The following is a 25771-nucleotide window of genomic DNA, read 5'->3' as shown; positions in this document are numbered from 1 at the left end:
GTCATCGGCCGGACGGCTGCTGGGCGCGTCGCATGGCGAGGGAGTGCAGATAGCGCATGAGGGCCATCAGGGTGTCGCGGCTGGATCCGCGCTGACGTGCGTCGCAGTCCACGATGGGGATCTCGTCGGGCAGGTCGAGTGCGGCCCGCAGCGCCTCCAGTCGGTGGCGCGGGGCGTCCGGGAAGGTGTTGATGGCGACGATGAACGGCACACCGCGCTCCTCAAGCCTGCCGATCACGTCGAAGCTGACCTCCAGCCTGCGGGTGTCGACCAGGACGACGGCGCCGAGCGCGCCCTCGAAGAGGCCGTTCCACAGGAACCAGAAGCGTTCCTGGCCGGGTGTGCCGAAGAGGTAGAGCACGAGTTGTTCGCTGATGCTGATCCGGCCGAAGTCCATCGCTACGGTGGTGGCGGTCTTGCTCTCCACACCGGAGTTGTCGTCGACGCCGACCCCGGCCTGGGTCATCGTCTCCTCGGTGGTCAGCGGGCGGATCTCGCTCACCGATCGCACCATCGTCGTCTTGCCGACCCCGAACCCGCCGACGATCACGATCTTGACCGCGGCCGTCGCCGTGTCGGGCAGTACGTCTTCCCTCCTGGGGCCTGCGATCGTGTCAGAGCTTCTGGAGTCCATGCATCACCGCTTCGAGAAGGGCCCGGTCCGGCAGCGCGGCCCGGACGATGGGCGCGCGCGACTCGACCAGTTCGGCCGCGAGGAGATCGGTCAGCAGCGCGGTCACCACGCTGAACGGCAGGCGCAGATAGGCGGAGATCTCGGCCACGGACAACGGCGACGTGCACAGCCGTACGATCGCGGCCTGTTCCGGCTGGACGGTCGGGGACGGCTCGGCACGGGACACCACGATGGTGACCAGGTCGAGCGCGGCCCGTTCGCCGCCGTCCGGCCCGCCGGTGATGACGTAGAGCCGTTCCGGGTCCCCCGTGTCCGGTTCTGCCTTCCGGCGTTCTCTGCGGGGCGGCGAATTCATCCGGCCTTCCCGTCGTGGCGCGGCGGGCTGGCCAGATGGGCGCCGATCCGTACCACCATGTCGCGCATCTGCGCGCCGACCAGGCCGGCCTCGACCCGTTCATCGGTGAGGACGGCGAGATAGGAGCCGGTGCCCGCGGCCATCAGATAGAAGAACCCGCCGGTGATCTCGATGACGACGAGCCGCATTCTGCCGTCGCTGTCCGGGATCTCGGTGGCGACAGCGGCGGCCAGGCTCTGCAATCCGGCGCAGGCCGCGGCGAGCCGGTCGGCGCCGTCCGGGTCACCGCCGTGGCGGGCGATCCGCAGGCCGTCCGCCGAGAGCACCACGATCTGCTGAATCCCGGGGACCCCGTCGGCCAGCTCCTTGAGCATCCAGTCCATGCTGCCCAGTTGCTGAATCACGCCAGGTCCCCCTTGTCCCACTGATCGCCGGTCTCTCCGACAGGCGACGGTTCCTGCGGCACTCCGTTGGCCGCCTTGGTGAAGGCCTCCAGCCAGATTCCCGGCTGGGGCTCCTCCTTCTCCGCTTGCTGCTCCTGCTCGGGCGCCCGGGGCGTGTACGGGTCGGGCTCGGGCGCCGGGGCGGGCACCGGCGCCTGCTCGGAGCCGAAGGACGTACGCAGCCGGCTACGGCGCTGCGGCAGCCCGTTCGGGGTCCACTCGGTCACCACCGGTACGTCGTCCTCCATCGACAGCGCCGCCGGGGCGGGGCGCTTCGGCGCGGTGGCCTTGCGCGGCGCCCTGGAGGGGACCCGGTCGGCGAACGCGCCGATGTCCGTGTCCGCTCCGGTGCGGGGCTGTCCGGCCGCACCGATTCCGTGTGCGATCCCGGGTGCCGGGCCTGTGGTGATCATCTCGCGGGGCACGATCAGTACCGCACGGACGCCGCCGTAGGCCGACTGCCGCAGTGCGACCTTGAGGTTGTACATCTGGCTGAGCCGGCCGACGACGGCCATGCCGAGCCGGGGCGACTCGCCCAGGTTGTTCAGGTCGGCTCCGGCCTGCGCCTTGATCAGCATGCCCTCGGCACGCTTGCGGGCCTCCTCGCTGAGGCTGACCCCGCCGTCCTCGATCTCGACGGCGATCCCGGTCTGCACCTCGACCGCGGTGACATGGACGCGGGTCTGCGGGGGCGAGTAGCGGGTCGCGTTGTCGAGGAGTTCGGCGACCGCGTGGATCAGCGGCTCGACGGCCGGGCCGACGATGGCGACCTTGGCGATGGAGTGCAGATCGACCCGCGGGTACTCCAGGATGCGGGACATCGCCCCGCGCAACACGCTGAACAGCGGTACGGGCTTGGGCCACTGGCGCCCCGGCCGGGCGCCGCCCAGTACCGAGATGCTGTCGGCGAGACGCCCGATGAGCGCGTTGCCGTGGTCGAGCCTGAGCAGGTCGTCGAAGACCTCGGGCTGGCGGCCGTGGTCCTCCTCCATCTCCCGCAGCTCGGCGGCCTGCTGGTGGACGATGGCCTGGACGCGGCGGGCGATGCCGACGAACGCGAACTGCGCACCCTCACGCTGCGACTCCTCGTCGTCGACGATCTTCAGCAGGGAGGCGAGGATCTCGCGCTGCGCGGCGGGGAGGTCGCGGTACATCTCGCTGTTGTCGACGAGGATGCGCATGACCTCCTGGGGCGACTCACCGTGCTTGAGCCGGTGGATCGCGGCGGGCATCAGCTCCTTGGCGAGCCGTACGGTCTCCGCGTCGTGCGCGGCGAGCCGCTGCTCCAGGAACGCCAGCCGTTCGCCGTAGGCCCGGTGGAGCGCGCGGGTCGCCGATGCGCGGCGGACGAGTGCGGTGACGAGTACGGCGATGACGACGGTGGCCAGTACGCCGGCCCAGACAAGGGGTATCCGGGCGGCCCGGTCGGCCGCGAGCGCGCCGACGGCCGTGGCTGCCGACGTCGTGACGACGGAGAGCAGCAGCGCACGGACCAGTGGCGCTGTCCGATCGGTTGGAGGCGCCTCAACGCGAACCATGTGATCCCTCTGGCAGTTGACGGTGGGGAGAATCGAACTATCAAGACATGTGGGAACAAGTGCATGAATACATGTCATCTCAACTCACAATGAGCGAGCGTAGCCCGATCAGAACACCGCGGCGGCATATTCTTCCAACCTTGTGCGGTGACGGTTCCAGAGGAATAGACTCGCCGGTTTTACACGGTCAGCTTCCGTTCACACACGCGGAGTGACCGAACATGCGTCCCAACTGCCCCCGAAAGAGGGCAGCTTGGTATCAGCGCAGGTGCAGGGCGGCCCTGGCCCGGTCGGCCAGACCGTCGGCGCCGCAGGACTCGGCGAGGGCGAGCCCGCGCACGAGGTCGGTCTCCGAGCGGGCCGCGATGCCGAACTCCACCCGCGCCTGGGCGTGTTCATACGCGCAGGGTGACGCTTCGAGATAGGCGACCGCGCCGCCGAGCAGCTCCACGGCGCGTCCGCCGCTCTCCAGGACGGCAGCGATCCGCAGCGACTCACCGATGGCGGTGTCCGTACCGAACCGCTCCGCCCGGTGGCGGACATACGTCACCAGCTCAGCCGCGCGGGCCGGATCCTCGGTGGCGAGCGCCCGCACCAGATCGCCCGCCCAGGGCGCCATGACACTGTTGTGCCTTCCGCGCCCACGCAACGCCTCGCCGGCGGCCTCCAGTTCGGCGACGGCCTCCTTGGTGCGGCCGCACGCGAGCAGCAGCCTGCCGCGCACCGAAGGCGCGTCGGGGATGACGACCGATGAGGGGTAAGGGGGCGCGAAGCCGTACCGTTCCGCGGCCTCGCGGGCGGCCGCGACATGGCCGCGGGCCAGCAGGGTGTCGATCAGCATGCAGGCGGCGTCCCAGTTCATCGGGAGGCCGTTGCCGACCCGCTCCGCCAGGCGCAGGCTCTCGCGCAGATAGGTCTCGGCCTCGGCCAGCCGGCCGCGCCTGCGCTGGAGATAGCCGACGAGCGCGTTGGCGAAGGAGAGATGCCCGCCGCTCCAGCCGGACACCTCGAACGAGCGGAGCGCCTCCGAGAAGAGACTCTCGGCCCGGTCGAGCCGGTCGGCGTAGGCGTACGAGAGGCCGAGCAGCGCGGCGGGCTCGAACCCCCAGGAGGTGCCGGTCCAGCCGATGCCCGGTGGCAGCCGTCCGTTGACCAGGGCCCGGTCGCAGATCTCGACGATCTCCTCGGCGCTCTCGCCGCGGGCGGTGCCGTCGAACGCGCGCAGTATGAGCAGGATCCGTTCGGAGTTGTCCTGGCCGCCCAGGCCGTCGGTCATCGCGGCGAGGCGGCGGGAGCGCGCGGGACCGTCGTCCTCGACCGCCTGGACGCCCTCCCAGAGGAAGTGCGCGGTCTGCAGCCGCCGCCTGGCGGGGCCCGGCTCGGTCACCTCCGCCTCGGCCGCCACCACTTCGGCGGCCTCACGGGTCTGGTTGTTGTGCGTCAGTGCCTGGGCCAGCCGGAAGACCGCGTCCACCCGCAGCTCGTCGTCGAGCCCGGGCTGGGCGAGCGCGGCCCGCAGATGACCGACCGTGGTGGCCGGTGAGGTCAGCAGCGTGGCGCAGCCCAGCTCGTACAGGACGCTGGCCCGCACCGCGGGCAGCGGTGGCTCCTCAAGCGCCCGCTCAAGACAGCGCCTGGCCGCGTCCGGAGCACCCACCGCGAGGTGTTCGGCGGCGGCCTCCCTGAGCTGTGCGACCAGCTCGGGGTCGTCGTCCGGGTGGACCTGGAGCAGATGCGGCGCGGCGGCTGCCGCGCCCCGGCCCGCCCTGGTCACGGCCCAGGCGGCCTGGCCGTGCATCGCGGTACGGGTGGCGGGCGGTACGGCGCGGTAGACGGCGCCCGCGATCAGCGGATGGACGAACTCCATCGGGTCGCCGCCGGTGAGGATGCGGGCGGCCCGCAGCCGCTCGGCGCACTCGGCCGCCTCGCTCTCGCTCATGCCCGCGAGCCGCCCGGCCAGGCCCAGCGAGATGCCGGTGCCGAGGATCCCGGCGGCCCAGGCGAACCGGGTGGCCCCGGTGCCCAGTTCCTCCAGGCGGGCGATCAGCCCCGAGCCGCGGGCCGACGCACCCATCGCGCGCAGGGCTCCCGCCGAGTCCTCCACCGGGTCGATGGCGTCGTCCCGCACCCGGGCGAGGAGTTCGACGGTCTCGTACGCGTTCCCACCGGTCACCGCCCAGACCTCGCGGCAGAACGGGTCGTCGGCATGCTCCCCGAGCGCGCTGCGGGAGAGCTGGGCGATGGCATCGGGGGTGAGCGCGCGCAGTTGGACGGACTTCTCGGCCGCCGCCTCCAGCACGCGCAGATACTCCGCGGCGTCGCCGTCCGCCTCGCCCGTGCGGTACGCGAGGACCACCAGCATCGGCGGTCCGCCCTCGCGCCCGGTGAAGGAGGCCAGCCACGCGAGCGTCTCCAGATCGCACCACTGGGCGTCGTCCACGATGAACACCAGCGGGCGGAACAGCCCGGCGAGCCGCACCGCCACGGCCTCCAGACCGTCACGGACACCCTGCGGGTCGGCCTGCTGCGCGCCGGGCGGCGCGACACCGAGTGCGGGCCCGACGATCTCGTACCGGTCACCGAGCAGATCGCGGGCGTCCCGGATCCCGGGCATCGTCAGTGCAGGCTGCAGGAGTTGGCGTACGACGTGGAAGGGTACGGAGGTGAGCGTCTCGCCGCCGCGGGCCGACCACACCGTGCAGCGTCCGGCCGCCTGGGCACTGACCGCCTTGAGCAGCGCGGTCTTCCCGAGGCCGGCCTCGCCGCTGTAGATGAGGAGGCCCCCGGCGGACTCCCCCGCGCACAGCGCCTCGACGGCGTGCGTCCCCGCGGCGATCTCGTTCTCCCGCTCCAGCAGCGGTACGGCGGCCGGGCGTTCCTTCCGGGACCCCATCGTTCCTCCCCTGCCTGCAAACGGATCTCGAGAGTATCCCGGCAGGCCGGGGCCGCGGGCCGGTCCGGATGGACCTCTTCACGAGTGGGCAGAAGTTCCCATGCCCTGCGGGCGTGGGCAGTAATCTTGGGAACCGCCCCTGCCCCGACCCCGGCGGCCGGTGCCCACGGCGGTGCCTCTCATCCGCACCGGTACCCCTCATCCCATCCGCATCCGCGGTCCTCGTCCGCGATGACCGCCGCCCTGTCTGTCGGGGCCCTGTCATCCGGCGCCCGCCGGCGTCCTGCTACGGTCCGCGCTGGGCCGGTCCGGCCGCCACGCGGCCGCCGCCGGCAACATCAGAAGCCGACCATCGGCCGACCGTCACGGGGAAGACAGCATGAAGATCGACTGGAACCGGCGCACCTGCGCACGGCGCGGACATGTGACGTACGCCCCGCGGGAACCGGAACTCGCGGCGCGGCTGCGCGCCGACACCGGATTCGGCGAGGCATGGCGCTGTCTGCGCTGCGGGGACTTCGCCCTGGGGGATCCGCACGGATCGGGCCCCGCGCGGGACGCCCCGCTGGTGCCGCGCGGCAAGGTACTGCGCGATCTGTTCATCCTGCGCTTCCTCGCCGTGGAGCGGGCGGTGCGCGGGGTGTTCATCGTGCTGGTGGCCGTGGCCGTGTGGAAGTTCAGCAACAGCAAGGACGCAGTGCGGCGGCTCTTCGACGAGAACCTGGACGTGCTGCGCCCGGTGTTCCGTCACTTCCACTACGACCTGGACCACTCGCCGGTGGTCGGCACCATCCAGAAGACCTTCGGTTACAAGCACTCCACACTGGTGCTGGTCGCCGCGCTGCTGGTCGTCTACGCGCTGATCGAGATCGTCGAGGGCGTCGGACTGTGGCGCGCCAAGCGCTGGGCCGAGTATCTGACGGTCGTCGCCACGGCGGTGTTCCTGCCGCTGGAGGTCTACGAGCTCACCGAGAAGGTCAGCTGGCTGAAGATCGCCACCCTGACGGTCAACATCCTGGCGGTGCTCTACATCCTGCTCGGCAAGCGCCTGTTCGGCCTGCGGGGCGGGCACACGGCCTTCGAAGCGGAGCGCCAGAGCGCCTCACTGCTGGAAGTCGAGACGACCGCGGGGGCGGCGCACGTCAACGGCTGAGGCCCGTCACCGCTGCGGCACCGGCCGGCCCCACCCCCAGCCACCCGTCACCCGTCACCCGTCACCCGTCACCCGTCACCCGCTGAGCGGCACCTGATTCCACACGGCGAGGGCGGGTCGGCCGTGTTCGGTGCCGATCCGGCTCACGGACGCGGTGTCCAGCCGGAACAGCGCCCCGGCCGACGCGGGCAGTCCGAGCCGGCGCGCGGTCAGCACCCGCAGGAAGTGGGCGTGCCCGACGAGGACGACGTCTCCGCCCTCGCCGTCCAGATCGGCGTCGCGCAGCGCCACGTCGACCCGCCGCAGGACGCGGTCGGCGCGCTCGCCAACCTGCTGCGGGGACTCGCCGGGGTGCTCGGGCGGGCCCTCGGCCACCCCGTCGGTCCACAGGTCCCAGTCGGGCCGGTCCTGGTGGATCTCCGCGCTGGTGATGCCCTCGTACGCCCCGTAGTCCCACTCGTGCAGGTCGGCGTCGGCGCGTGCGGGTTCGAGGCCCGCCAGCTCGGCCGTCCGCCTGGCCCTGGTCAGCGTGCTGGTGAGGGTCAGTGCGATGCGCCGCTGGGCCAGCAGCGGTGCGACCTTGCGGGCCTGCTCCTCGCCGGCCGCCGTCAGCGGCAGATCCGTCCAGCTGGTGTGTTTCCCGGTGCGGCTCCAGCTGGTCTCACCGTGCCGTACGAGAATCAGCTCTCCCATGACCGCCCTGCCTTTTCGCGTCTGTCACCGGGCCGCCGATGTGCTGTCGGAGCCACCCGTGACGTCTGTGTTGATGTTGTACAAGGGCTTCAGCCTGTCACGACCAGCGAAGATTCCCGCAGAGGCGGCTCACGGGGTGTGATTCCGGGCGCACTGCCACGCCCTCTCCAGCGGAGCGCACCCGCCGCCGGGGCGCACCCCTGGTCACGGCTCCGGCGACCGTCCGGTGCGCGGGTTCCACCGTCCGGCCCTGCCGCCCAGCCCGGTCGGCGTCAGCGGCGCGACGTCCAGCCGCCGGAACGCCTCGTCCGGCGGCCCCGCGTCGTCGATACGGACCTCGCACAGAGCCGGACCCCGCTCCGCGAGGTGAGACCGACATCATCCGTACTGCATCATCCGTACTGCATCACCCGTACCGTCATCGCCCTCACCGTCCCGCCGTCCACCCGTCCACCCGTCCGGCCGGGCAAGCAGAACACGTGCGTCCGGGGTACCGGGCGCGGGGTGTGACGGGCCGTTCTGCCGGACCGGCACCGTAGCGAAGCCGGTCGGGCAGACGGTACGGTCCACGTGAACATGACGAAGGCGTAATGGAAGTCCGGTGAGAATCCGGCACGGTCGCGCCACTGTGAACCCGTCCTACGGGAAGTCAGACCCAGCACCTTCGTCTCAGGCACCACGACCGGGACGCGTGTTCCCCAGGAGGTTCTGCCATGGCAAACTCCCTTGCCCCCACTCCGAGCGCCCCCGCCACTCCGGCGATCGCTCCGCTCTCGGCCAAGGCCATCGCCCCCTGGGCGGTCTTCTTCGGGATCCTCATGCTCGTCCTGCTGTACTTCGTCGGCGCCGAGCAGGGCGCCACCTCGGTCGTCTCGGGGACCGACGTGCACGAGTGGGTCCACGACGGACGTCATCTCCTCGGCTTCCCCTGCCACTGACCTACTGACGTCCAACTGACCTACTGACGTCCAGGGGACCTCTCTCATGAACTCCATATCGATACGCGTCCTGCTCGTCCGCGGCATGCTGGCCGGCCTCGCCGCCGGTGTACTGGCCCTGGTGGTCGCCTATCTGCTCGGTGAGCCGCGGGTCGACTCGGCCATCGCCTTCGAGGACGCGCACAGCCATGAGCACGAGATGGAGGTGGTCAGCCGCTCCCTCCAGTCGACGGCGGGACTCGCCACCGGTGTGCTCGTCTTCGGCGTCGCGGTCGGCGGTATCGCCGCTCTCGCGTTCTGCTTCGCACTCGGCCGTACCGGCGGCTTCGGCCCGCGGGCGACAGCCATGCTGGTCTCGGCCGGCGCCCTGATCACCGTGTACGTCGTGCCGTTCCTCAAGTACCCGGCCAACCCGCCGTCCGTCGGCGACCCCGGCACCATCGGCAAACGCACCGCCCTGTACTTCCTGATGATGGTCCTCAGCGTGCTGCTCTCGGTGGCCGCCGTGCTCCTCGGCAAACGGCTCGCGCCACGGCTGGGCAACTGGAACGCGACCGTAGCGGCCGGGGCCGCCTTCCTCGTACTGGTCGGACTCGCCTATGCGCTCCTGCCCGCCGTCAACGAGGTGCCCAAGGACTTCCCGGCCACCCTGCTCTGGCAGTTCCGGCTCTCGGCGCTCGCCATCCAGCTCACGCTGTGGACCGCGTTCGGCCTGCTCTTCGGCCACCTCGCCGAGCGTCATCTCCTCCCACGGACGGCTGCGTCACACCACACGGACGGCACCGTGGCGCCAACGGCCGCCCCCACCAACTGAGCTCTCCCACAAGGGGCTTCACGGCTACTCACGGATCCCGTCCGGACCTTTGTCCGGGCGGGATCCCGGCTGTGCGAACACCAGGTTCTGGCTTGGCCAAGCCCTTGCCGCTCATTGGCCACCTGTTCATCGTCCGACTCCTCCCCTCTTCACCGGGCTCCCGAGAGAGTTCCGGAGGGGCCTCAGAACGGGCCCGTCCGAGCGTGAGAAGGGGATGTTCATGGCCGAGTTGACGCGACGCAGACTCCTTGGCTCAGCGGCAGGCGCCGTGGGCGGCGCTGCGGCGCTCTCGCTGCTGCCGCCCAGCGTGCAGAAGGCGGTCGCGGCCGGGCCGCCGCGCCACGGTTCCCTGCGCGACATCGAACACGTCGTCATGCTGATGCAGGAGAACCGCTCGTTCGACCACTACTTCGGCACGCTGTCCGGCGTACGCGGCTTCAGCGACCCGCACGCGCAGAAGCTGCCGAACGGCAAGCCGGTCTTCTACCAGCCCGACACAGTGAACCCGAAGGGCTATCTGCTCCCGTTCCATCTGGACACCCACACATCGAGCGCCCAGGCCATCCCGTCCACCAGCCACGCCTGGTCCGTACAGCACGAGGCGTGGAACGGCGGCCGGATGGACCAGTGGCTGCCCGCGCACCGCAAGGCCGACGGGGTCAACGGCCCTTATGTCATGGGCTATTACACCCGGGAGGACATCCCGTTCCAGTTCGCGCTGGCGGAGACCTTCACCATCTGCGACAACTACTTCTGCTCGGTGTTCGGTCCCACCTGGCCGAACCGGCTGTACTGGATGACGGGCACCCTCGACCCGAACGGCACCCAGGGCGGGCCGATCCTGAGCAACACCGCCGCCACGCCGTACCGCTGGACGACCTACGCCGAACGGCTCCAAGCGGCGGGCGTCAGCTGGAAGGTCTATCAGCAGGACGACGACTACGGCTGCAACATGCTGAAGAACTTCCGGACGTTCAAGGACGCCAAGCCCGGTGACGAGCTGTACGAGCGCGGTGTACGCCCCCAGCCGGAGGGCACGTTCGAGGACGACGCACGCAACGACCGGTTGCCCGCCGTCTCCTGGATCATGCCGACCAGCTACCAGTCCGAGCACCCGGACTACCTTCCGGCGGCAGGCGCGGACTTCGTGGCCCAGAAGATCGAGGCCATCGCCTCCAACCCGAAGGTGTGGGCGAAGACCGCCTTCATCCTCAACTACGACGAGAACGACGGCCTGTTCGACCATGTGGCACCCCCCACCCCGAAGCCCGGCACGACGGACGAGTTCGTCGACGGCCTACCGATCGGCGGCGGCTTCCGGGTCCCCGCGATCATCGTGTCACCGTGGACCGTGGGCGGCTGGGTCGCGGGCGAGCGGTTCGACCACACCTCGGCGCTCCAGTTCCTGGAGCGGTTCACGGGCGTACGGGAGCCCAACATCACCCAGTGGCGCCGCCGCACCTTCGGCGACCTGACCTCGGCCTTCCGCTTCTCCGACACCCACCGCCGGCCGCCGCACCTGCCGGAGGACACGGCCGAGCAGCTGGAACAGGCGAAGAAGGAGGTCGCCACCCTCCCGAAGCCGCACCTGCCGGGGGCCGACCAGAGCTTCCCACGGCAGGAACGGGGGCGCCGGCCGCGCACCTAGGATCCTGCCCACGCGACTATGTTTTCGGCTGGACGGCGAGAAGAGAGCCATACGCCGGTGGGGTGAAGCCGGCGTCCGAGAGAGCCTTCCTTCCCTTGCGGAGCCGACCGGCAAGGGATAGGGAGGCTGTTTCCTGCTCCGGGTGGGCAGGACACCTCCACGGCGGAGCGGGACTCGCCTGGTCAGGTCTGTCGGCCCGGAACGATTCCCAGCCCTGCCTGCGGCTGACCGCCGTCGACAGGGATATGCGCGCCGTTAACAGCGCCGGCCGCAGGCGAGAGAAGGAAGCCGATGACCCTGGCCACTTCGTCGGCCTCCAACAGGCGGCCACTGGGGTTGCGTTCCGCATATGCCGCGTAGGTTTCCGGGTCACGTCGGCTCAGGCGGTCCCAGCTCTTTCCCGGCAGGAGAATGGAGCCCGGGCTGACGGTGTTGACGCGCACACCGTACGGGGCCAGCTCTTGGCACAGGGCGCCCGCCAGGTAGATCTCCGATGCCTTGGCGGCCCCGTACTGGGCGGGAAAGCGAGGCTTCCAGCCGGAGATGGAGGCAACCATCACCACGGAGCTGCCGGGCCGCAGGCAGCCCAGTGCTGCCCGGACAGTACGCACCGCATGCCCCCCGTTCAGTTCCCAGGTGTCCTGCCAGTCCTCCCGGGTCGAGTCGAGGACGCCGCCGCCGCGTTTGCCTCCGATGTTGGCGACCAGGCCGTCGAGTCCGCCGAGTTCGCTGCCGGCCCGCCGGGTGAAGTCCTCCAGTTCACCGTGTGCCAGGACATCCACGCATCCCGTCACCACCGGGGCCCCGAAATCCCGGTCCAGCTCGGATGACACCTGGTCCAAGGTGCCGGGGTCCCGGCCGCAGATCGCGAGGGAAGCCCCTTCTGCCGCAAGGAGGCGCGCGATCGCATATCCCAGTCCTCTGCTGCCACCGGTCACCAGAATCGACCTACCACTCAGTCCGTACGTGACAGCGGGCACAGCTGCCGCGTTCCCTGCCGGCTCTTCTCGCTCTTCCATGGACGGCACTCTGCCACCCGTCCATCCAGGGGCGGTCAACGCACCAGTTTGCGGATGACTATGCCCACAATGAGGGTGGTGAACAGCATGCCCGCAACGGTGAACGCGACGGCGAGCGCTGTCCATCCGGCAGTATTCAGCCCCGACGGCGTGCCGGTGCCGACGTTCAGCCAGAGAGCGAGAGCGAGTACGAAGCTCCTGCCCGCGGCTGCCGTGTCTGTCAGGCCGCGGCCGGATTCGCGGACAGCGCCCGCCAGATGAAGCACCGCACCTGTCAGCAGGACGCCGGCCATCAGCACACGGGCCGGGTTGCGTGCCCGGACTCCCCAGCCGAGGATGCCACCGAGGAAGCCCTGCGCGATGGCGCGCCGCAGCGGCGGGAGGGCTGTCGCCTCGCGCTGACGCGCGAGGTAGTAAAGCTCGTCGACCTCACGGTTCCGGTTCCTCTTGGCCAGCGCCGAGCGTACGGATTCCAGGGCCACGGCCGTCACCTCGGTGAAGGACCGGTCCAGAAAAGAGAGCACCTGTGCGCCGTTGCGGAAGACCTGCCCGGCCAGCTCCATGTCGCCGACGCTGGAGGAGTTGTCGAGGCTGTAGCGGGAGCTGCCGGAGGGGAGCCCCAGGGTGCCTGTGACGGAGGAGCCGTGCAGGCTGATCACCGAGGACACCACAGAGGCCGAGGTGAGCGACACGACCGTCGTGTTGTGAAGAGCCAGCCGGGCGGTCGCACCCTCCCTGCTGCCGCCCGGGTTGTCGCAGAGCCCGAGGTTGCGAACTTCCACAGAGCCTCTGACCGTGCTGTTCGTGATCGTACTGATCTCGGCGGGAACGACCAGCCCGTTCACGCGTATGGTCTCACTGCAACGAAGTTCGCTCGCCCGCAGCGGCTCGTCCAACCGCACCCGCCTCAGCGTAAGTTCACACGTCTCGACGTCGGCGAGTTCCATGGTGGAGAGCCAGAGGTCGTCGAACGTGACGTCCTCCCGGGTTTTGAGTCCTCTCACGATCACACTCGGCCGGCCGAGACGGCCGCCCGCGGCCTGGCTGCGGACCGTCAGCGAGGACACCCGCGTGTCTCTGATGTGGAGCGTCCCGCGCAGAGCGTTGACCTGGACGAGCTCCTCGACCCGGAGGCGCTCCAGCCGGACGGTCCCGCACGAGTGCAGAGCGAGGAAGTCCAGGGCTGAGTCGATGACCGTGACCTCGCATCCGATCGACGCATTGCGGACCGTCAGGCGGCCGATGCGGGAGTTCACGACCATCAGTGCGTCCATCTCCACATGGTCGATGACCAGTTCATCGATACGGCAGGACCGTACGGTCAGCGCGCCGTCGATACTCATATGGTCGAGAGAGACCCGGTCGGCCGACACCGTGTCCAGCAGAAGGTCCGCCGTGACCTCGTCCTGGTGCAGATGCACGCTCCGGTCCTGCACGGTGCGCTGCCGACCGATTCGTGCCAAGTCCTCTAACGTCCGGACGACTCCCATCGGCGCTCCCCCGTTGTGTGTGACCGTAGATGTCGTGACGGGCCCGCCCCGACGTACTCATGTATGGCGCGGTGTCGTGCCCCGTGGAGCCGGTTCCGTGTCCGGGCTGAGCCTGAGCGTGGTGAACAGTTCATCCGTGCACACGGTGTCCGGCGCCGTCGAGCGCGTAGGTGATCTGCTTGGCAGCGACCGTCGGCTCGATCCGGTCCGTACGGATCACGAGGTCGAACAGGTCTCGCACATCGGATGTGCCCACATCCCGAGCCGTCTCGTCCCAGGCGGTGAGCCGCTTCGCGGTGTCAGTGTCTCCGCGCGCGCGGGACCGCCGCTCGCACTCGCTCCTCGGCACCCACAGAAGGACCCGTAACCAGGAGACCGACGCGGTCCGGTCCAACAACGTGCGGAGGTCCGCGACGTTGCCGATGTGGGTGACCGGGACCCGGCCGCGCCGCTGGGGTTCCATGAGGGAGAGCTCGTCGACCGCGTACACGTTGCCGTAACGCCGGGTCTCCACGACGATCCTGCCCTGATCGCGCAAGTCCCCGAGCTCCGCGGCGGTGACGAACCGGTAGCCGGCCGACCGGCCCGTCCCCTGCTTGAGCTTGGCGACCAGTTCGAAGCGCTGGTCCGCCGAGCGCAGGGCTGCCGTCACGGTGTCCTTGCCCGCAGCCGGAGGTCCGTACAGGACGACGGCACTCATGCTCCCTCCAGCAGCCGCTGAGCGATCGACTCGACCTGCTCGGCCAGGGGGCGTGACCCGCTGATGCGGTTGTCAATGACGTGGTGAGGCGCCACCGGCCGGAGGCCGACGTCGAGACCGTTGGTGTATGAGGGCCAGTGCGTCAGCTTCCAGGTGTCCCGTGAGGCGTTGCGCGAGATCAGCCGGTCCCGCATCGACTCAAGGTCGCTGTCCACCCAGAGTGTCTCGAAGCGGGCTCCGGTCCTACGGCACCGCCGGGTCACCCGGGATGTCCACTGCGCATCGGCGCTCTCGGCGAGAAACGGTGCCACCGCTACTACCGAAGTGCCGCACTCCAGGTTTTCCCAGACGGCCTTCATCAGGCACTCGTACTCCAGGGGCCTGGCCTGCTCCAGATACGTGGCACTGTGGCGATCGTCCGGATCGCCGCCCAGGGCAGCCAGCAGTCGCTCGGTCATCGGACGACTGAGAGTGTCCTTGTCGAGCATGGCCCAACCCGTTGCCGCTGCCAGGAGCTTGCCGGCCTCGGACTTGCCCGAACCGGCGTACCCGGCAACAAGCGCGAGTGTGATGGTGCTGGTGCCTGACGCAGTGGTCACACTGTCCGCCCCCCGAGACGTCTCGATACAACTCGGCCCAGTTTAGGGGCGGATGGGAGCAAAGGCCGTCACACTTCGGGGATGGCCTGGATCTTTCCGAGGAGGCCCTCCAGCTTCGGTACGGCACCCGGACCGACGCCAGGCCGTCCCTTTCGGAGCCCCTACGTATATGTGGGGTCTCCGCCCCCCGGAAGCCCCAACAGCTGCCGCATCCGCGCGTACTTGGCCGTGAGCCGGTCCCTGGTCGGCCTGTCCAGGACGGCCAGCCGCCGTGGGTCGGCGTTGTGGGCGATATCGGATTCCTTGATCAGCAGCGCGCCCGGAACCGCGAGGATCCGGGCCGCGTACTTTTCCGGGCTCTCCCCCGTACGTCTGGTCATGGCGAGCACCATGTCCTTGACCCCGCGCGAAAGCGGCGCCCCCTCCAGCCAGGACTCGCTCAGCGCACCGTCCTCGACCGCGTCGTGCAGCCAGGCGGCGGCGATCTGTTCTTCGGTGCCGCCGCGTGCGGCGACTCCTTCGGCGACCGCCGCCAGGTGGATGGTGTACGGCTGCCCCGCCTTGTCGGTCTGGGTGGCGTGCACGCGGCGGGCGAGCGCCTCGACCTCGCGCAGGGCCAGACGGCCGTCCGGCCTTCCAGGAGCGCCGGGGAGGCCGGGAGAGCCAGGGAGGCCCGGAGCGCCGGAAGTGCCGGGAGCGCCGGGAGCGCCGGGAGCGCCGGAAAAGAACGTGGCGGCCAGGCCGTCCAGCAGATAGCCGAGGCGGCGGTCGAAGGTCCGGGGCGAGTCCGCCGGATCTGCCGTCTCGCGCAGGGCCCGGGAGGTGAGCGGGTAGGCGCCCGGCTCCGCGGCCCCTTCGACGGCGGAGAGCCCCGAGGGCCCGGCCTGACCTGTGTCACCGGTCCGCCCGGCCCGCTCGACCGGCTGGGTCTGCCCGGCCGGACCAACCTGCTCGGCCTGCCCGGTGGGCCGCGCGGCGCCGCGCTTCCGCGCCTCCAGCCGTCGCGCCTCCGCATATGTGTGGCCCTGCACAAAGGCCAGCACGGTCCGCAGGATGTCGAGCATCTGGCCGGTGTCGAAGCCGTAGCCGTCCAGCAGAGACAGATGGGACTCCGTCATGGCCAGCATCCGCGGTCCGAACGATTCGGCGGGGATGGAGTGTCCGGCCAGCCAGGGGTGGCGCAGGCCCAGTTCCCGGGTGAGGTGCGCCACCGCGGTCAGGTCGGCACGCCAGTCGCCGGTTCTCGGCGGGGCGAACGCTTCCGCGCTGACCCGGTCGACCATGAGGCTGATCAGATCGTCCCGGCTGTCGACATAGCGGTACAGCGACATTGCCCCCGCACCGACGCGCTCGGCGACCTTGCGCATCGTCACCGCGTCCAGGCCGTCGGCATCCGCCAGCTCGATCCCCCCAGCGGCGATGACGTCACCGGACAGGGCGGCCCGTGCTGCTCTGGCCGGCTGCCCGGCCTTCTCCCAGTTCACCATGTGCGCTCATGGTAGACGCTGCGTACGTTGTACGCTGGCGTACAACGTACGCATCCATCCCACCCCTGCCACCCGCTCCCTGTGAGGTCCGCCGATGAACGAATCACCCACCCCGCCCACCGATACCGATGTCCTGATCGTGGGCGCGGGTCCGACCGGCCTGACGGCCGCCTGCGAGCTGGCCAGGCGAGGGGTCGGGGTGCGCGTGCTCGACCGGGCCGGCGGACCGGGCACCGGCTCCAGGGGCAAGGGACTCCAGCCCCGGACCCTGGAGGTGCTGGACAACCTGGGCGTAGCCGGCCGGCTGGTCTCCTGTGGCCGCTTCCGGCTCCCGGTGCGCTTCCACGAGTCCGACGGCAGCCACCAGGACCTGGATATGAGCGCCGGTTCGGAGCCGACTCCCGACAGCCCGTACGCCCGCACCCTCCTCGTCCCGCAGTGGCGGGTGGAGGAGGTGCTCCGCGACCGCCTGGCGGGCTTCGGGGCCGAGCCCGAGTGGGGCAGGACAGTGACCGGGCTGGTCCAGCACCCCGGGCACGCGGAGGCCGAGCTGGCCGACGGCTCGACCGTCACGGCCCGCTGTGTGATCGGCGCGGACGGCGGCTCCAGCACCGTCCGCCGGGTCCTGGGCTTCTCCTTCCTCGGTACCACCGACGAGGACGAGCGGATGCTCCTGGGCGATGTCCGCCTGGACGGTCTGGACCGCGACCACTGGCACATCTTCAAGGGCCGCGACGGAGCGTCCGTCGCACTGTGCCCGCTGCCCGCACAGGACTCCTTCCAGATCCAGGCGCCGGTCCCGCCCGGGGACACCGGTGGCTCCGCCGACCCCACGGTGGAGTCCCTCCAGGACATCGTGGACGCCGTCGTCGGACCCGGCCAGGTCCGGCTGCACGAGGCCGGCTGGCTCTCGCGCTGGCGGCTGAACGTCCGGATGGTCGACCGCTACCGCGAGGGCCGGGTCCTCCTCGCGGGCGACGCGGCGCATGTGCACTCCCCCGCGGGCGGCCAGGGCATGAACACCGGCATCCAGGACGCCGTCAACCTGGGCTGGAAGCGCCGCGGTCCTGCACGGCGCCCCCGACGCCCTGCTCGACACCTACCAGGCCGAAAGGCTGCCGGTCGCCGCCGCCGTCCTCGGGCTCTCCAGCCGCCTGATGCAGCAGGGCGCCGGGCGGCAACAGGACGCGGACAGCGAGGAGTTGCTGCAACTGGGCCACACCTACCGCGGCGGTCCCCTGGCCCCCGCCACCGGCCGGGACACCCCGGGGCCCAAGCCCGGCGACCGCGCCCCCGACGCACCCTGCCACCTCCCGGACGGGCGGCCCGTCCGCCTCTTCGACCTCCAGCGAGGCGGCCACTGGACCCTGTACGGATTCGGTTCCGGCGCCCTTCCCCGTACCCACGCGGGCGTGCGCACCGTGGAGTTCGGCACCGATGTGACCGACACCCACGGCCACGCCGGGAGGGCCTACGCCGCCGAGAGCGGCGAGTTGGTCCTCGTCCGCCCCGACGGGCATGTGGCCGCACGCGGTTGCGACCCCGGCGCCGTCACCGCCTATCTCGACAAGCACACCGGCGGCCGTACCGGAGGCCCCGCGCCTGTCCCTGCCTGAGACGAACCGGCCTGTACCGCATGTGCGTCGGGGAGGGCTCTGCGGTAACCCGTTTGCACCGGGGCCAGTCGGCGGCGCAGGCTTACGCGGTGATGACGGACCTGGCACCCGCTTTTCTGACCTGGGACGATGTGGACCCCGCCCGCCATCCCTTCGACCCCGCGACAGCGGGACAGGTGGTGCAGTCCCTCGGGCCCGCCCATGGGATTACCGGCCTCCCCGGCCTTCCGGACGGGGCCCCGGCGACGAGTGACCGAAGCTGGAGCAAGGGCGAGCCCTGGGCAGATGCCATGGCGTACGCACTCGCCGAGGGCTACGGCCGCTGGACCCTGGGCTGGCGCTGGGCGCACGACGAAGGCGACTTCGACGGGGGGCCGGTCGGGAACTGGTGCTGCCCGAGGCACTCGATCACCACCCCGGAGGAGACGCTCGCCCGCGTCGCGGCGGCGCTGTGCGAGTGGCGCGGCTGGCTGGAGAGCCTCGCCGGCTGGTTCGACACGTACCCGTTGGTCCTGGCCGACGTGGCCGACCAGCGGATCCTGTGGGAGCGCGCCGCTCGGAACCTGATCCTCCAGGTGACCGACCGTACGGGCTGTGGCAGCAGCTGGTACGGCCACTGCCGGCAGGTGCTCACCTGGTTCCTCAGCCGGTGGGGCGTCGCGCCGGACCTCGCGGAGGGCCTGGTCGACGAGGCGATCGGCGGGCGGTTCAAGAGCTGGACCGGGCCCGGCACAGCGCTGGTCGACGATGTCGCGGAACGGCTGGCGCGCTCGCTCCGGCCGGCCGCCGGCACACGGCCCACCGGACCCGGACCCGATCACCTGGAGCGCTGGCTCGCGGTGCGCGAGACCGTGCCGTGGCAGGAAGCACCGGACGGCGGAGGTGAGGGGCCGGTGGTCCCTGCCCGCGACGGCGCTGCGGAGGACATCCGCGCCTTCGACGGCGCCCTGGACCCGGGCCGGGCCCAGGGCCTGCTCGCCGCCCTGGAACTCCTGCGCACCGAAGCGGCACAGGGAGCCTCCCTGCAGTTCGGACTACTCCAGCGCTGGCAGCAGCACGTCCTGGGCGCACCGCGGCTGCCGCCGTTCCGCGACGTGCCTGCCTTCGCCAAGGCAGGGCGGGAACGCTACGGCATCGGTCCGGACACCCGGGCCCGCCTCGATGCCTGCCTGGCCGAGAGCGCGAAGGACGGCGGGAAGGCTGTTCCGCTCACCGCTCGCGCCGCCCGTGCCTATCTCGACGTCTGCTTCTTCCACCCCTTCGCCGACGGGAACGCCAGGTGCGCCTTCCTCACCCTCGTCTTCGTACTCGCCCGTGAGGGTGTCGCGCTCGACGGAGTCGGCCTGCTCCGCCGTGTCACGTTCCAGGCCGGCGAACCCGCGGACGCGCTGATCCTCGCCCGACACATCGGCATGCACCTGGCGGAGACCCGGCGCCGAGCGGCGGTTCCGGGCCCCCGGCCAGTGGGCTGAGCAGACCTCTGCGGGGCCTGCGGCCCGGCGGGCGGATCAGCGCAGCCCGGCGAAGAGATCGTTCTCGGGTACGGCCGCGCCGGTGGTGTCCTTGACCCGTACGAAGGTCTCCATGCCCATCAGCTCACCGAACTTCTCCTTGCCCATCTTGAGGAAGAAGATGTTCTCGCCCTGGCTGGCGTGCGCGGCCAGGGCATCGAACTTCTGACCGCTGAACGGGGTGGTCTCCACCCACGTGGTGATCTCGTCGTCGGGGAGACCGATCTCGGCCAGCGCGGCGGCCTCGGCGGGGTCCGGCTCCGGCATGTCCTCCTGGAACTCGCGCATGGTCTCTCCGAACCGCTGCATCGCCGAGCGGGGCATCGTCGTCCAGTACACCTTCGGTGTCAGCGCGGTCATCTCCAGCGCGGCCATCGTGATGCGGTTGGCCTGGATGTGGTCGGGGTGGCCGTAGAAACCGTTCTCGTCATAGGTGACGACCACATCGGGCCGGTAGTGCTCCATGAGTTCCGCGAGCCGGGCGGCGCCTTCCGCCACAGGGGTCTGCCAGAAGGATCCGGGGGCATCGTTGCTGGGCCAGCCCGTCATCCCGGAGTCGGCGTAGTCCAGCATCTCCAGATCGCTGATCTTCAGGACGTCACAGCTCGCCTCAAGTTCCTGACGGCGCATCGAGGCGACAGCCGCCGGGTCGTGCCCGGAACCGCCCGGCTTGACACCCCCCGGTCCGTCACCGCAACCGCCGTCGGTACAGGTCACGAGAACCGTGCGGATGCCTTCCGCCGCGTATCGCGCGAGCACCCCTCCGGTACTGGTGGCCTCGTCGTCGGGGTGGGCGTGTACTGCCATCAGTGTCAAAGGCCGGTCAACCATGGAAAGTCCTCCTGCGGAAAAACGTCTTGATACGATATTTGGTGCGGCATACGGCATACGTCCTGGTAAGGGCGCACGGCAGATGTGCCGCGCCCCTGGACCCGGATCCCGGTGGGCGGACGACCTCATGGTCCCCGTGTTCCCCGCCCGTCGGCGCCGGTCCGTCGGTGTAACGGCGTCGGCCGTGCCGGCTGTTCCCGGCGGGGTTTCCGTACTCATCTACGATCAGCGGCGTGTGCGCACATGTCATCGTCGCTGAAGACGACGAGAAACAGGCCGAACTGGTACGCCGATACCTGGAACGCGAAGGACACGCGGTCACCGTGGTGGGTGACGGCCTCGCGGCCCTGGAGGAGGTGCGGCAGAGAACGCCGGACCTGCTGGTCCTCGATGTGATGATGCCGCGCGCCGACGGCCTGGACGTCGTACGGGTGCTGCGCGCGGAGGCACGGGAGCTGCCGGTGCTGATGCTGACCGCCCGGTCCACCGAGGACGACCTGCTGCTCGGGCTCGATCTGGGCGCCGACGACTACATGACCAAGCCGTACAGCCCACGGGAGTTGATGGCGCGGGTCCGCACGCTGCTCCGCCGCGCCCAGCGGCCGGTGAGTGCTGCGCCCGCCCCCGATCCCCTCCTGTCGGTGGGCACGCTTGTCATCGATCCGGCCCGGCACTCGGTGTCGGTGGCCGGCCGGCCGGTCGACTGCACACCTGGCGAGTTCCGGGTGCTGGCCGCGATGGCCGCCGAACCCGACCGGGTCTTCACCCGGCAGCAGCTCCTGGCGGAACTGCACGGTTTCGACCGGTACATCAGCAATCGCACGGTCGACGTACACGTCATGAATCTGCGCAAGAAGATCGAATCGGCGCCCCGCAGACCGGTCCGGCTGCTCACCGTGTTCGGCGTCGGCTACAAACTGACCGATCCCGCGAAGGACGCCCACCTTGCCGCGCAGTGAGACCCGCGCCCGGATACCCGGCAGGCCCCGGCGCGGAGCCCGGCTCCGGCGGCCGGAGCAGAAGCAGGAGCAGAAGCAGGAGCAGGAGCAGGAGCGGCGTACGCGGCTGCCGCTGCGCAAGAGTCTGCTCGGCCGGCTGCTGGCGGTTTCGGCGCTGGTGGCAGCCTGTTCGGTGGTCGCGACCGCCTGGCTCGCCGTACAGACCACATCCGGTGCGATCAAACAGGAGCAGGGCCAGAACCTCACCGCCGACACCCGTATCTACAACACCTTGCTCGGTTACGCGGCCGGGCACCCCCGGTGGGACGGTGTCGGCGCGACGGTACGGAAACTGGCCCGGCAGTCCGGCCGGCGGATCGCCCTGACCACCGAGAACCACCAGCCCGTCGCCGACTCGGCGGACCGGAAGCCGGCGCCCGCGCTGCCGCCCCAGGTGTCGGCGGTCGTCGACCCGCTCTCCCTGGACACCACGCTGGCGGCGCGAAGTTCCACCGGGAACGGGGACGGGACCGGGACCGGGACATCGGCCGACCGGATCGACCCACGGGCCGTGGGACCGTTCCGGCTGCCGGCGTCGGAGCGCGGAAGGCTGAAGGGCATCGCGGCCCATACGGTGGCCTGCCTCAGCGGCCTCGGGATCGCGTCGGACGCCGTGGAGGAGCCGAGCGGCCGTCCCCGTATACAGGCGGTGGGGAACGACCCGGACCGCACCCTGGGCACCAGATGCGATACGGAGGCCCTGGACGCGCCCACCCCGACCGAGAAGAAGGCGCTCACCGCCCTCAACCACCTGGCGGACGCCTGTCTGCGCCGGCAGAACCGCGAGCCGGTCCAGCTGAGCCTCAACCTCTCGTGGAACAGCGCCAGGGCGGCCGCGGAGCCCCAGAGGTCCGGGGGCGTCCCCCCGACCACACCGCCCACTCCCGTGGCGGAGCCGAGCGTCCGCAACAGCGACGACGATCGCGCCATCGCGTCTTGCGTCGGCACCGCGCGCCGCGAACAGCTCAGCTCGTACGTCGCGTCGCCCGCCCTGCTGTTCATCGGCGACCAGGGCGGCTCCACCGTCCCCGGCTTCAACCTCTCACCGGCCAACACCGCCCGTATCGCGGGGGTCGCGGCACTGGTGCTCGCCCTCACGGTCGGGGCCTCGGTGCTCGCCGGAGCCAGGCTGGTACGCCCGCTGCACGCGCTCACCAACGCGGCGCAGCGGATGCGGGACAGCGGGAGTTCGGAGCCGGTCGACGTCACGACGGACAACGAGATCGGGCGGTTGGCGGCGACGTTCAACGACATGTCGGCGCACCGCGCGCGCCTTGAGGAACAGCGCAAGGCGATGGTGAGCGATGTCGCGCACGAGCTGCGCACACCGCTCAGCAACATCCGCGGCTGGCTGGAGGCCGCCCAGGACGGCCTGGCCGATCCCGATCCAGCGTTCGTCTCCTCGCTCCTGGAGGAGGCGGTGCAGCTGCAGCACATCATCGACGACCTCCAGGACCTGTCGGCCGCCGACGCGGGGGCGCTGCGGCTGCATGTGGAGCCGGTACGGATCCAGGAACTCCTGGGCCAGGTCGCCTCGGCCCACCAGGCCCGCGCCGAGACCGCGGGGGTGACGCTGACGGTGACCGGCCCACCGCCGGAGGCTCCGGTACCGGTCCTGGCCGCCGACCCGGTCCGGCTCCGGCAGGCGGTGGGCAACCTGGTCTCCAACGCGGTACGCCACACCCCGGCGGGCGGCCAGGTCACGCTGCGGGTGCGGTGCGGCCCGCCGGATCCGGCGGCCTGCGCGGAGAAGCCCTCTGCGGAGAAGCCCTCTGCGGGGACGGCCTGCACGGAGGTGCTGGTGGAAGTCGCCGACACCGGCACCGGTATCCCGGCCGCGTCCCTGCCGTACGTCTTCGACCGCTTCTGGCGCGCCGAGAAATCACGTAACCGCCGGACGGGCGGCAGCGGCCTGGGGCTGGCCATCGTCCGCAAACTGGCCGAGGCGCACGGCGGCACCGTGAGTGCGGCGAGCACGGAGGGGAGGGGCTCGGTCTTCACGCTCCGGCTGCCCGTGCACGGGCCGACGGCGGCAGCCGACCGGGACGAACCGGCCGGGAGGACACCGGGCCCGGCGGCTGACACCTCCTCGTCGCCGGCGCCCTGATCCGATGAGCACAGTGTCCTGACAGCTTCCTCATAACTGCTTGCCAGTCTGTCGCTGTGCCCGGCGCCTGCTGCCAACCGCAGCCAGGCATCACCAAGGCCGGGCTGGAACTGGAGCTGTTCATGTCCCCACGTCTGTCCCTGCGCACCGCCGTACTCACCGCCGTGGCGGTCGGCACGGTGCTCGTCCCGTCGACCGCGGCCTTCGCGTCCGACAGCCCCAAGCCCGTTGCCTCCAAGGCCCAGCCGTCCGCGGGGCGCGCATCCGGAAGTGCGGCGAAGGCCGAGCCGTCCGCTCAGCCTCCCCTCTCCGCAAGGGCCAGGGCCGCGCGGGCCGCTCAGGGCAAGCAGCCCGCGGCAGCACCGCGGGGCGGCGTCGCCGCGGGCGACAAGCCCACCCCGGCGGCGCGGGCCGCCAGTCCCGTCCCGAGCGTCCGGGCCGCGGAGCGGGCCGCCGCACCGCGCGGTGCCGTCGCGGCGGGTGAGCGCCCGGCCGGAGGCAGCAGCGACACCACGGCCCTCGTCGGCTCGGCAGCCGGCGCCGTCCTTCTGGCGGGCGCGGGCACGGTCGTCCTGCGCCGCCGCTCCGCCGCACAGCGCAACGGCTGACCCACCCCGACAGCAGTGGCGCCGTCCGTCACCGGGCGGCGCCACTGTCTGCGTACCGCCCGGACCCGTACCCCCGCCCCGGCGCGCGCCCGTACCTCCGACCGAACCGGTACGACGCACCGCACCCCCGCGCATTCCCGGCGCGCTCCCCCGTCTCCCCGAACCCCTCCTCGACCGTCCTGGAGCCCTCATGTCCCGTACCCATCAGCCGATTTGGCGATCCGTGGCCCTGCCCGCAGCAGCCGTCTGCCTCACCCTGGCAGCGCTCGCGGGCTGTTCGTCCGGGTCATCGGAGTCAGCAGGGCACAAATCCGCCGCCGAGGCCAGCACGGCGTCGGGTTCCGGCACCGGCAAGGACACCGGGGCCGGGACCGGCACGAAGACCGGCAGCAAGGCGGGTACGGAGACCGGTACGAAGCAGCCCGCGCCCCCGACTGAGGTGTCGATCCCGTCGATCGGAGTGAGGAGTTCCCTGCTGCGTCTGGGACTCAACGCCGACCGCACGGTCGAGGTCCCGCCCGCGGACAAGGGCATGACGGCGGGCTGGTACACGGGGAGCGCCACCCCCGGTGAGCCGGGAGCCGCCGTGCTGATCGGCCACAACGACACCCGCTTCGGCAGGGCCGTCTTCCACGACCTGCGGAAGATCCACAAGGGCGCGGACATCGCCGTCCGCAACAAGCTGGGAAAGACGGCCCACTTCACGGTCACGGGTACGGAGAGCGTCAGCAAGAAGGCGTTCCCGACCGACAAGGTCTACGGCAGGACCACGGACCGCGCCCTGCGGCTGATCACCTGCGACGGGTCGTTCGACGCGCAGGGGCATCCGGTGAACAACCTGATCGTCTACGCCACGTTGCGCTGACGAAACCCGCCGGCCGGGCATCTCGTCGGGGCCCATCGGGGCCGGTTGTGCCAGGGCTCCGGGGCCGGATGGCAGGGCGTTTTATCTTCTCTATACAAAGCGTGCAAACAGGCGCAAACTGGTATTTGTGCGGTTCAGCCGTGCACATTCGGTCGGACTTGCAGCAGAGAAGGAGGCGAGTCGTATGGCCGACGTCTCACACACAAGAGGCGATCTAGCAACCCATCCCGATGTACCCGAAATGCGGGCTCGGTATGACCGGATGCTCGGCGGGCGCGACGTGGCGCTCGTGGACGGGCCGGTGTTTCTGGTCGGCGTGTACTGTGCGGTGTCCGCGTGGGTGATCCACTTTTCGAGCACCCAGCACGCACTGACGACACACAACCTGATCATGGGCATCGCGATCGCCCTGCTGGGCCTCGGGTTCACCATCGTGCCGGAGCGGATGTACGGCCTCAGCTGGGCCATGGTCGTGATGGGCGCCTGGCTGGTCGTCGCCCCATGGGTCGTGGGCAGTCACCCGGACAAGGGGATCATCTGGAGCAACGCGGTCATCGGCGGCGTCACTGCCCTACTGGGGTTGGTGTGCACCGTGGTAGCGGCGAAACGCAGCCGTAAGGCCCATTCCATGAGCTCGCGCCCCAGCGGAGCGAGCCGCCTCAGCCGAGCGGGACGACCCGACCGCACCGACTGATGTGACGGGCAGAAGACAAGAGAAGAGAGAGGGGTGGTGCGGGCCGGACATCCGGCCCACACCGCCCCTCTCCTGCGCTCGTGGGTGACGCCCGTAAGGGAACCGGGGAGGAGCGGAGAAACAGAAAGACCCCAGAT

22 protein-coding genes, 3 pseudogenes and 1 riboswitch are annotated in these 25771 nt (G+C 70.7%); of the genes and pseudogenes, 12 read left to right on the top strand and 13 right to left on the bottom strand.

Going from position 1 to position 25771, the window contains the following annotated elements; genetic code table 11:
* Window position 1 precedes the first annotated feature (1 nt).
* From ACWGKJ_RS20005 to ACWGKJ_RS19985, 5 genes are all read right to left on the bottom strand, one after another.
* Window positions 2-634 (bottom strand): GTP-binding protein, encoded by a 633-nt coding sequence (locus tag ACWGKJ_RS20005; RefSeq protein WP_385019052.1) that lies wholly within the window; start codon window positions 632-634, stop codon window positions 2-4.
* Window positions 615-989 (bottom strand): DUF742 domain-containing protein, encoded by a 375-nt coding sequence (locus ACWGKJ_RS20000; protein WP_385019050.1) that lies wholly within the window; start codon window positions 987-989, stop codon window positions 615-617. Before ACWGKJ_RS20000 ends, ACWGKJ_RS20005 begins: the two co-directional genes overlap by 20 nt.
* Window positions 986-1393 carry a roadblock/LC7 domain-containing protein gene (locus ACWGKJ_RS19995; RefSeq protein WP_266851262.1) on the bottom strand — a complete coding sequence of 136 codons (408 nt, stop codon included), beginning with the start codon at window positions 1391-1393 and terminating at the stop codon, window positions 986-988. The genes ACWGKJ_RS20000 and ACWGKJ_RS19995 overlap by 4 nt, the downstream gene beginning before the upstream one ends.
* A complete protein-coding gene (locus ACWGKJ_RS19990) occupies window positions 1390-2970 on the bottom strand; it encodes an ATP-binding protein (protein ID WP_385019047.1) in 1581 nt (526 codons plus the stop codon). Before ACWGKJ_RS19990 ends, ACWGKJ_RS19995 begins: the two co-directional genes overlap by 4 nt.
* 259 nt (window positions 2971-3229) lie before the next feature.
* Complete coding sequence (locus tag ACWGKJ_RS19985; protein WP_385019045.1) at window positions 3230-5863, bottom strand: ATP-binding protein; 2634 nt, start codon at window positions 5861-5863, stop codon at window positions 3230-3232.
* Between the two features lie 379 nt (window positions 5864-6242).
* Here ACWGKJ_RS19985 and ACWGKJ_RS19980 point away from each other — a divergent pair, with 379 nt between their 5' ends.
* Window positions 6243-7016, top strand: a complete 774-nt coding sequence (locus ACWGKJ_RS19980; protein WP_385019043.1) for a DUF2127 domain-containing protein — start codon at window positions 6243-6245, stop codon at window positions 7014-7016.
* A gap of 75 nt (window positions 7017-7091) precedes the next feature.
* Here the strand turns inward: ACWGKJ_RS19980 and ACWGKJ_RS19975 are convergent, their stop codons facing one another.
* Window positions 7092-7709, bottom strand: a complete 618-nt coding sequence (locus ACWGKJ_RS19975; protein ID WP_385019041.1) for a histidine phosphatase family protein — start codon at window positions 7707-7709, stop codon at window positions 7092-7094.
* A 578-nt stretch (window positions 7710-8287) separates the two neighbouring features.
* Window positions 8288-8378: riboswitch (adenosylcobalamin (AdoCbl) riboswitch) on the top strand.
* Between the two features lie 44 nt (window positions 8379-8422).
* On the opposite strand from ACWGKJ_RS19975, the gene ACWGKJ_RS19970 reads away from it, so the two are divergent.
* The 3 genes from ACWGKJ_RS19970 (at window position 8423) to ACWGKJ_RS19960 (ending at window position 11109) form a co-directional block, all read left to right on the top strand.
* Window positions 8423-8647: a CbtB domain-containing protein gene (locus ACWGKJ_RS19970; protein ID WP_385019039.1), complete on the top strand. Its 225-nt coding sequence runs from the start codon at window positions 8423-8425 to the stop codon at window positions 8645-8647.
* A 46-nt stretch (window positions 8648-8693) separates the two neighbouring features.
* Complete coding sequence (locus tag ACWGKJ_RS19965; protein ID WP_385019037.1) at window positions 8694-9461, top strand: CbtA family protein; 768 nt, start codon at window positions 8694-8696, stop codon at window positions 9459-9461.
* A 220-nt stretch (window positions 9462-9681) separates the two neighbouring features.
* A complete protein-coding gene (locus tag ACWGKJ_RS19960) occupies window positions 9682-11109 on the top strand; it encodes an alkaline phosphatase family protein (protein ID WP_385019035.1) in 1428 nt (475 codons plus the stop codon).
* Window positions 11110-11291: 182 nt separating this feature from the next.
* Here the strand turns inward: ACWGKJ_RS19960 and ACWGKJ_RS19955 are convergent, their stop codons facing one another.
* From ACWGKJ_RS19955 to ACWGKJ_RS19930, 6 genes and pseudogenes are all read right to left on the bottom strand, one after another.
* Window positions 11292-12128: an SDR family NAD(P)-dependent oxidoreductase gene (locus ACWGKJ_RS19955; protein ID WP_385019033.1), complete on the bottom strand. Its 837-nt coding sequence runs from the start codon at window positions 12126-12128 to the stop codon at window positions 11292-11294.
* 35 nt (window positions 12129-12163) lie between these two features.
* Window positions 12164-13591: a hypothetical protein gene (locus ACWGKJ_RS19950; RefSeq protein ID WP_385019031.1), complete on the bottom strand. Its 1428-nt coding sequence runs from the start codon at window positions 13589-13591 to the stop codon at window positions 12164-12166.
* Between the two features lie 157 nt (window positions 13592-13748).
* Window positions 13749-14318: a nucleoside/nucleotide kinase family protein gene (locus ACWGKJ_RS19945; RefSeq protein WP_385019029.1), complete on the bottom strand. Its 570-nt coding sequence runs from the start codon at window positions 14316-14318 to the stop codon at window positions 13749-13751.
* On the bottom strand, window positions 14315-14917 hold the full coding sequence (locus ACWGKJ_RS19940) for an AAA family ATPase (protein ID WP_385019027.1): 603 nt from the start codon (window positions 14915-14917) through the stop codon (window positions 14315-14317). Before ACWGKJ_RS19940 ends, ACWGKJ_RS19945 begins: the two co-directional genes overlap by 4 nt.
* 161 nt (window positions 14918-15078) lie before the next feature.
* Entirely contained in the window at window positions 15079-15537 is a 459-nt protein-coding gene (locus tag ACWGKJ_RS19935; RefSeq protein WP_385019098.1) for an HD domain-containing protein, read from the bottom strand.
* Between the two features lie 120 nt (window positions 15538-15657).
* Window positions 15658-16404, bottom strand: a pseudogene (locus tag ACWGKJ_RS19930) (TetR/AcrR family transcriptional regulator); the annotation flags it as partial.
* A 94-nt stretch (window positions 16405-16498) separates the two neighbouring features.
* Between ACWGKJ_RS19930 and ACWGKJ_RS19925 the strand changes: the two are divergent.
* From ACWGKJ_RS19925 to ACWGKJ_RS19915, 3 genes and pseudogenes are all read left to right on the top strand, one after another.
* Window positions 16499-17401 (top strand): annotated as a pseudogene (locus ACWGKJ_RS19925) (FAD-dependent oxidoreductase); the annotation flags it as partial.
* A 160-nt stretch (window positions 17402-17561) separates the two neighbouring features.
* The gene (locus ACWGKJ_RS19920; protein ID WP_385019096.1) at window positions 17562-18020 is read left to right on the top strand and encodes an aromatic-ring hydroxylase C-terminal domain-containing protein; all 459 of its coding nucleotides are present in this window, start codon (window positions 17562-17564) and stop codon (window positions 18018-18020) included.
* Between the two features lie 92 nt (window positions 18021-18112).
* A complete protein-coding gene (locus ACWGKJ_RS19915) occupies window positions 18113-19492 on the top strand; it encodes a Fic family protein (protein ID WP_385019094.1) in 1380 nt (459 codons plus the stop codon).
* 36 nt (window positions 19493-19528) lie between these two features.
* On the opposite strand, the gene ACWGKJ_RS19910 is transcribed toward ACWGKJ_RS19915, so the two are convergent.
* On the bottom strand, window positions 19529-20362 hold the full coding sequence (locus tag ACWGKJ_RS19910) for a PIG-L family deacetylase (RefSeq protein WP_385019025.1): 834 nt from the start codon (window positions 20360-20362) through the stop codon (window positions 19529-19531).
* A 233-nt stretch (window positions 20363-20595) separates the two neighbouring features.
* On the opposite strand from ACWGKJ_RS19910, the gene ACWGKJ_RS19905 reads away from it, so the two are divergent.
* The 5 genes and pseudogenes from ACWGKJ_RS19905 to ACWGKJ_RS19885 all read left to right on the top strand — a co-directional run.
* Window positions 20596-21321, top strand: coding sequence for a response regulator transcription factor (locus ACWGKJ_RS19905; protein ID WP_385019023.1), 726 nt, complete (start codon window positions 20596-20598; stop codon window positions 21319-21321).
* Window positions 21322-21433: 112 nt separating this feature from the next.
* Entirely contained in the window at window positions 21434-23467 is a 2034-nt protein-coding gene (locus ACWGKJ_RS19900; protein ID WP_385019092.1) for a sensor histidine kinase, read from the top strand.
* Between the two features lie 122 nt (window positions 23468-23589).
* Window positions 23590-24075, top strand: a complete 486-nt coding sequence (locus ACWGKJ_RS19895; protein WP_385019020.1) for a hypothetical protein — start codon at window positions 23590-23592, stop codon at window positions 24073-24075.
* Window positions 24076-24265: 190 nt separating this feature from the next.
* On the top strand, window positions 24266-24940 hold the full coding sequence (locus ACWGKJ_RS19890) for a class F sortase (protein ID WP_385019018.1): 675 nt from the start codon (window positions 24266-24268) through the stop codon (window positions 24938-24940).
* Window positions 24941-25124: 184 nt separating this feature from the next.
* Window positions 25125-25562: pseudogene (locus tag ACWGKJ_RS19885) on the top strand (SPW repeat protein); the annotation flags it as partial.
* Between the last annotated feature and the right edge of the window lie 209 nt (window positions 25563-25771).

It is taken from the genome of Streptomyces sp. NPDC054757 (assembly GCF_053612185.1).
Note: the sequence above shows the minus strand (reverse complement) of the source record. Positions and strands in the feature narration are given on the sequence as shown.